This is a genomic window from Bacteriovorax sp. Seq25_V (genome assembly GCF_000447795.1).
Lineage (GTDB): Bacteria > Bdellovibrionota > Bacteriovoracia > Bacteriovoracales > Bacteriovoracaceae > Halobacteriovorax_A.
Genome location: NZ_AUNI01000007.1, coordinates 24,940 through 31,105 on the forward strand (window position 1 = coordinate 24,940; position 6,166 = coordinate 31,105).

Consider the following 6,166-nt stretch of genomic DNA (forward strand, 5'->3'; position numbering starts at 1 on the left):
TTAATTAAGGCTCTTTTAAAATATTTAAGAGCTTTTCGTCAGAAAAAGATTGAAGTTTTGCAAGTTCGTCATAGGGATCACCTTGGATGTTAAAATATTTTGCAAATGCGAGTTCTGTCTTGATGCCCAAGTTTTTATACTTTCTAATTTCATTTTTTACCCGAGAGCCAAAAATAGCAAGTATCCTTTTCTCAACAAGATAATGAATAACGGCATACTGGTTTAAAACTGGAATGCCTTGACAAAAAATTTCGAACTCAAAACCATTAAGTCTAAAATTACATAAATATGTCTCTATTCCCCTTACATTTATCGTATAAGTTTTAAAGTTTGTCGCGGATCCAAACGATTTTTTTAAAGCTTTATTAATTTTATCGAAGTCATGTACCTCGCAGATAATGTCAAGGTCACTGTTTTCTACATCGATATCGAGTGGGATTGTTCCAGCTAGGAATGGAGAGTAAGGCGCAAGTATTTCATATATATTTGAAGTTCTCAGCACTTCGTAAGCAAGTCTTTGCTTTTTTGTTCCATACTTGAGTTTGTCAAAGTCGTCTTTCAGAGTTTTCATTTCAATTTGCTGTTCGAGTTTTAATAATTAAGTATAGACCTCGAGCTTACATGATGTTTCAATGTGTGTTTTTTAAAATGCCTAAAACGCTCTGATTGCAAGTCTGATTTGGTTTTAAGAACTCATCCGCCTTTTCTAATATTTCTCTCGACTTGTAATTAATCACACCAAATTCACCTTTAAGCTTTTTAATTATTTCAAGGTTTTCAGCCGTTGCGTAAGTATTCGTTAGTATACGCTCAATATTCTTTGCGATCGCCATGGAAATATCATCTTCCATTTCTTCGTCAAGTCCGATGATTTGAAATTTCTTGTACAAGAGCATAAACCCATCAAGATCTTCGATACTCGCCAATATTTTCTCTGAGAATTGCGAAAAGTAGTATGGAGTGAATTTTCCTAAATTATTTAGAAGTTGTTCTAGTTCTGTTGACGTAATACGGGCTTGTGGAAACTTATCGATTTGATTAGTGATGAAGTCTTTTTGAAGTAATGTGAAGTATGAAGCCAAATGAATAGGACTCATTTCCTGGTATACTTTTAAAATATCCTTGTGATCTGTGATGAGTTCTAGTTTACTTTTTACTGCTGCTAAGTCTTGAGTGTCTATTTCGACTTGAACTCTACGCTGATCCTCAATTGCCGCGTTTACGTTTTGTGCGACTTCTTTCTCGAAATCAGTAATTTCTCGAGTGATAAACTTGCCCTGAGTATTGATTAGTTCAGTTCCATTCTCATCTAGTGCTTTATTATTATCAGTAAAAAGAAAATCAGAAAATATTTTTGGAGAAGAGGGAAGTCTTGCTAATTGATGTCTGCTTGACCAATCAAGTAGAGTCCACTTGTCGTTAGATTTTGAATATACAACTTGTTGAAGGTGAAAGTCTCCGATTGATTCGAATAAAGCAGTTTCCTTTGCAAATGAAATTAACGAATTTACCATTTTCGATTTTTCTTGTTCTGAATAGTGGTCATTTCTAGCGAGAAATGTTTTGAGATCAAGATCGTGATCGATGAGATCAACGAGAAGGTATGAGTTTTTTTGGTACTCATATATTTTAGGAATTGGTAGTTTAAAATCTTCTAATTCTTTAAATCCTTCTGCTGTATAGTTAATAAATCGCTTACCGTCAGAAATATTGTAGTTCTTTGCTTGATTACCATGTGGGAGCCTGAGGGCCACTTCTTTTTCAAGTGACTGGTCATAAACTTTTACGATCATTGTCGTATTACCTGAGCCTAATATTCCCTTGTAGGTAACATCTCTATCAAGTAGATGTATCTTTTCATCAATTTTAAGATACTGCTCTAGGATCTCGTCAGAAAAATCATCATTGAATACACCATCCTCAAAAAGGTGGAGATCTGATCCCCAGGCAAGCTGGAGCATAAATAGTATTGGTATGAGATATCTTTTCATTATGAATAGACTAAGCAATAATGGGGCCAGAACTCAGGCCTGTGAGTCCTAATTTTCATTCCAATACTGTCTAGTATTTGGACAGTTGTAAACTGATCCTTTAGAGAATGTCGAAAATATAGTGAATTACTCAAAGTGAGTAGTATATAATACAAGCATGAATAAACTAAAATTTGTCATCATTTTATCGTTTTGCACGGTGGGCTTTGCTTCATCGCTTACTACCTGTGAAATTCCAGCCCGTGTTAATAAGGTAACTGGATTAAAATCAATAAATGTATCGATGTATAAAGGGACAGATGGATCAAAATGTGCAGATTTCTCCTTTAAAAAAATGGATATTGTCTTCCATAATGATACTCGAAATCTTTCTACAGGTTTGAAAGTAAGATTAATCTATTCAACTTACTCGGGCATGGGACCAGAGGGATTGGTTGAAAGTCATGAGTGGAAAGTCGCAAAATAAAAAATCAAAGTAATAATTTATTCTGTTATATAGGATTCGAGGTAATAATCTTGAGGATATATAGCTAGTGACAGATGATTACTCTCAATAATAACACTTATAAGTCCAAATAAGGTTCTGTTTAACCTCTGGCTTCGCTGTGTAGTCAGATGGAGTTCTCTCAAGCATTTGATAAATTTTATACTCGACCAGCTTGTTTTTATTATTTGTATTCCATTCTCTACAAATATAGTTGGCAAAATTTCGCATATAGGTTTTACCTGATTCGCGAGACAGATTTAAATAGAACTTACGCCATTGCGAATTTTCCATTGTGTCTTGTGGATAACGAGGCTTTTCAAAGGAAATAGATTCTAATGTGATTGGATTAATTCGACTCCCATCTTGAAGCTCTCCATCTATAATATACCAAGCATCATTGCTCATTGGTTTAGGGGCAAACATATTCCACTGTTGATTAAGACCAAGTGTAAAAGCAATACTTGTAAAAGGGTCTTTGACATCGAATTTATCTGATCCTAGGTAACCTTCAAGGTTCCAACTAAAAGATAAGAGAATGAGAAGAGTTGCAAAAGTTTTTCCCGGCCAATTTGTTTTAACTTTTATATCAACTTGAAAAAATGAAGTTAAAGTTTTTCCAATTAAGAAGCGGTATTTTGATATATGTTTGTAAGCATAATTACCGATAGCTAAAATTGGACTTAAGTTATAGACCACTCCAAGAGGAAAGAAGATACTTGAATCTAGAAGTTTTGCAAAGACGTTGAATCTTGTACTTTGTGTGCCTCGACTATCAATTAGCAACCAACTCTTCTGAGAATTAATGATTTCATTGATTGAAGAATCATCCGTACTTGGTTTTATTATTAAGTTCGAGACAAAAAGAACTTCCTTCAATAATATGCAAAAACGACGACAGAATCCACATTCTCCATCGTAGTAAAGCGTCAAAGTTTCTGTGTTTCGAGTGAGAACTTTCTTAATAAGTCGCCAAAAATTTTCCGGTAATATAGGTATCCATAATGCTAGACAAATCCATGGGAAGTTTCCAAGATGCATCGTAAAAAGTATCCCTAAGTGCAGACCCCAGAAGAGTACAAAAGCAACAGATCTAAATGCCGATTTTTTCCAAGGGATGAGAAGAAGTAAGGGGCCAAGACCTTCAACCCATAAGGTAAAAAATGATAGCGCGCTCATCAACTTTGGAAAACCAAGAAGCTTCTCTCCTAAGATAGTCGTGAAAATATCCAAGTTCATGGCGTAATAAAGGGAGTCGAGTCTCGTTAACCACGCAGGATCCCACTTATAAACAAATGTGAATCCATACATAAGAAATATTTGAAGGAAAATTAAAAAAGTAAATGGTGTATTAACTGATTCTCTATCTTCTATTTGGTCGAACTTTCCAAAAAATCTATCAAGAGAGAAGTAGTAGTTTGTTGGCATAAAGATAGAAAAAAACAATAAGATTCTTAAAAGATTATCTCCTCCATGATTAATAATTGGAAAACGATTTTGGAACGATAGAAGTATTATCCAAGCTATAAAGGAGCTCAGTTTTGTACGGGCTCCAAAGGCAATAAGTAATGAAGTAATCACCCCTAAAGTTAAAAGAATGTACGCAAAAACCGGACTGCCATTAAGGTTTAGTAGTGACATTTTCCAGCCAATTTCGACATTGTCGATTATATAGCTGCGTGTGGCGATCCCACCGTCATTATAGAAGGGTTTTACTAGTGAAAATCGATTTAAGAAATCGAAGAATAAAATTAAGCCAAGTGATATTCTAAATAAAGCTAAGGACTTTAAATTTATTTCAAATAGATTCTTCAAGGCTATCTCCGTCAAAAAAAAGGGGGCTGTTAAGCCCCCTCATATTTTAATCTTAGATTTGATTAAAAACAACTGTCTTGATTAATTGTTGTTGAGTTTTGAACTTGGTAGTTCGAAATTTTCTCTCCAGCAATTTGTAGATCAATTTGGCTTCCACAATCACTCATTTTCTCTGCTACTGTAGAGAAGATGAATTGGTTTTTCCAGATTAGCTTACCAATTTTAGCTGTTTCGTTAACAAAGTCTTTTGCCTTAACATCATTGAAAGAAGCAGCTTCTTTAGCAATTTGTTGAAGAGCAGATTTGGTTTCACGTTTAAGTGATTTTTCACAGCTTGATGAAGATTGCTGTCCACACAGACCGTCAACATCACCTTTTTTAACATAAGCTTCAATCTGTGAATCAGCTTTAGCAATCATATCTGAAAGCTTCGATGACTTTCTAAGACCGATCATTGATTTTGCAAAATTCTGATCAGCTTTCACTGTTAGCTTAACAGTTACGTAAGACAGGTCTTTCTTTGCTGGGACATCAACTCTCGCTACAATACCTGTGTCGGCCTTTAGTAGTCTAAGAGCTTTCTCAAGGTCATGTGATTTGGCATGATCTTTCTCATAGAACCACTCAAGTTCAGAGATATTATCTACGAACTCAGCTTTTGAATTAATATCTTTTGTGATGGCCACACCTGACTTAAATACTTTAGCCATATTTGTGTGTCTTGTAATAAATCTTCCATTTAAGCTTTCGAAATATACACCGTATTCAGAAGTCGTCTTCACTCCAACTTTAGAGTTATCAACATTTGAGTAGTTGTATAGTTTAGCTTTCGAACTTGCTACGTTAATGAATGGTACACCAAGAACAAAAGACTTAGCTTTTCCTTTAGTCATATATTCATAAGTATCAACTTCTTCAACAAATGGGTTAAGGAAGTCGGCGGCCATTTCTTGTGCTGGAGCAACGTTACCTTGTAGTAGGTCTTCATATGCTTTAGCTGTTTTAAAGTCACTAATGTCTAACTCGTAAGTGAATCCTTGACCTTTATCGCTAAGCTTTGCACTTGAACCAACCATACCGATTGTACCAACATAAGCTGAAGATGAAGTTAGTTTTGCTCTGTTATAAGAAACAAGAACTTTTTCATCATCTGTTTTTTCTACGTATACTCGCCATGCTCCTTGATCAACTTTTGTTACTCCTGAGCCAAGAACTGAGTAACCAAGACCTGCTGTATATAGCATCCCACCTGTTTGCTCGAAGTAAACATTATCTCCAATTCTCCACTCTTTTAGATCTTTAGTCTTATGAGGGATATTTTTCTTCGTTACTTTAAGTTCTTTCTTATCAAGAACTTTATAATTAAATAGTGCAGTCGAAGCCTTTAGTGGGGATAAACCAATCATTCCACCTAATAGTTTTCTAAGGCCAGTAGCATTGTCAAAAAAGAATTGCCCTTGAACACCTAGACCACCAAGAATTGTTTCATACTTTTGAACTTGGAAACCACTTCTGTAATCTTCAAATCCAAGGGCAACACCAAAACTTTCAGTCGTTTGAGCTGTTAGGTTAATTGTTCTCATGATTCCATCAATATCAAAAATCACAAGTGGTTTTAGTTTTACTTTTAATTTGTTCTTTTTCTCTGGTTTTTGTTGAGTTGTATCATCTCCGTTAGATCCGTCATCTCCGTTAGATCCGTCATCTCCGTTAGATCCGTCATCTCCGTTAGATCCGTCATCTCCGTCATCTCCGTTAGATCCGTCATCTCCGTTAGATCCGTCATCTCCGTTAGATCCGTCATCTCCGTTAGATCCGTCATCTCCGTTAGAACCGTTATCTCCATTGATTCCGTCATCTCCGTTAGATCCGTTAT

The 6,166-nt window shown here is 35.4% G+C and carries 5 protein-coding genes; 1 reads left to right on the top strand and 4 read right to left on the bottom strand.

The annotated features are described in order from the left end of the window. Positions 1-4 precede the first annotated feature (4 nt). Positions 5-571, bottom strand: coding sequence for a DUF4269 domain-containing protein (locus tag M900_RS00785; protein ID WP_021272936.1), 567 nt, complete (start codon positions 569-571; stop codon positions 5-7). Positions 572-629: 58 nt separating this feature from the next. Next, positions 630-1,991, bottom strand: a complete 1,362-nt coding sequence (locus tag M900_RS00790) for a hypothetical protein (protein WP_157680505.1) — start codon at positions 1,989-1,991, stop codon at positions 630-632. A gap of 157 nt (positions 1,992-2,148) precedes the next feature. Here M900_RS00790 and M900_RS17620 point away from each other — a divergent pair, with 157 nt between their 5' ends. Continuing rightward, positions 2,149-2,457 carry a hypothetical protein gene (locus tag M900_RS17620; RefSeq protein WP_157680506.1) on the top strand — a complete coding sequence of 103 codons (309 nt, stop codon included), beginning with the start codon at positions 2,149-2,151 and terminating at the stop codon, positions 2,455-2,457. Between the two features lie 84 nt (positions 2,458-2,541). Here M900_RS17620 and M900_RS00800 read toward each other — a convergent pair whose 3' ends face one another. Both M900_RS00800 and M900_RS16785 read right to left on the bottom strand, forming a co-directional pair. Next, a complete protein-coding gene (locus M900_RS00800; protein ID WP_021272928.1) occupies positions 2,542-4,290 on the bottom strand; it encodes a hypothetical protein in 1,749 nt (582 codons plus the stop codon). A 62-nt stretch (positions 4,291-4,352) separates the two neighbouring features. Continuing rightward, the coding region (locus tag M900_RS16785) for a collagen-like triple helix repeat-containing protein (protein ID WP_021272929.1) at positions 4,353-6,166 on the bottom strand (1,814 nt) is incomplete at its 5' end.

Coding starts and splice junctions, on each gene's coding strand:
- M900_RS17620 (WP_157680506.1), top strand. CDS start 2,149: ATGAATAAACTAAAATTTGTCATCATTTTATCGTTTTGCACGGTGGGC.
- M900_RS00790 (WP_157680505.1), bottom strand. CDS start 1,991: ATGAAAAGATATCTCATACCAATACTATTTATGCTCCAGCTTGCCTGG.
- M900_RS00785 (WP_021272936.1), bottom strand. CDS start 571: ATGAAAACTCTGAAAGACGACTTTGACAAACTCAAGTATGGAACAAAA.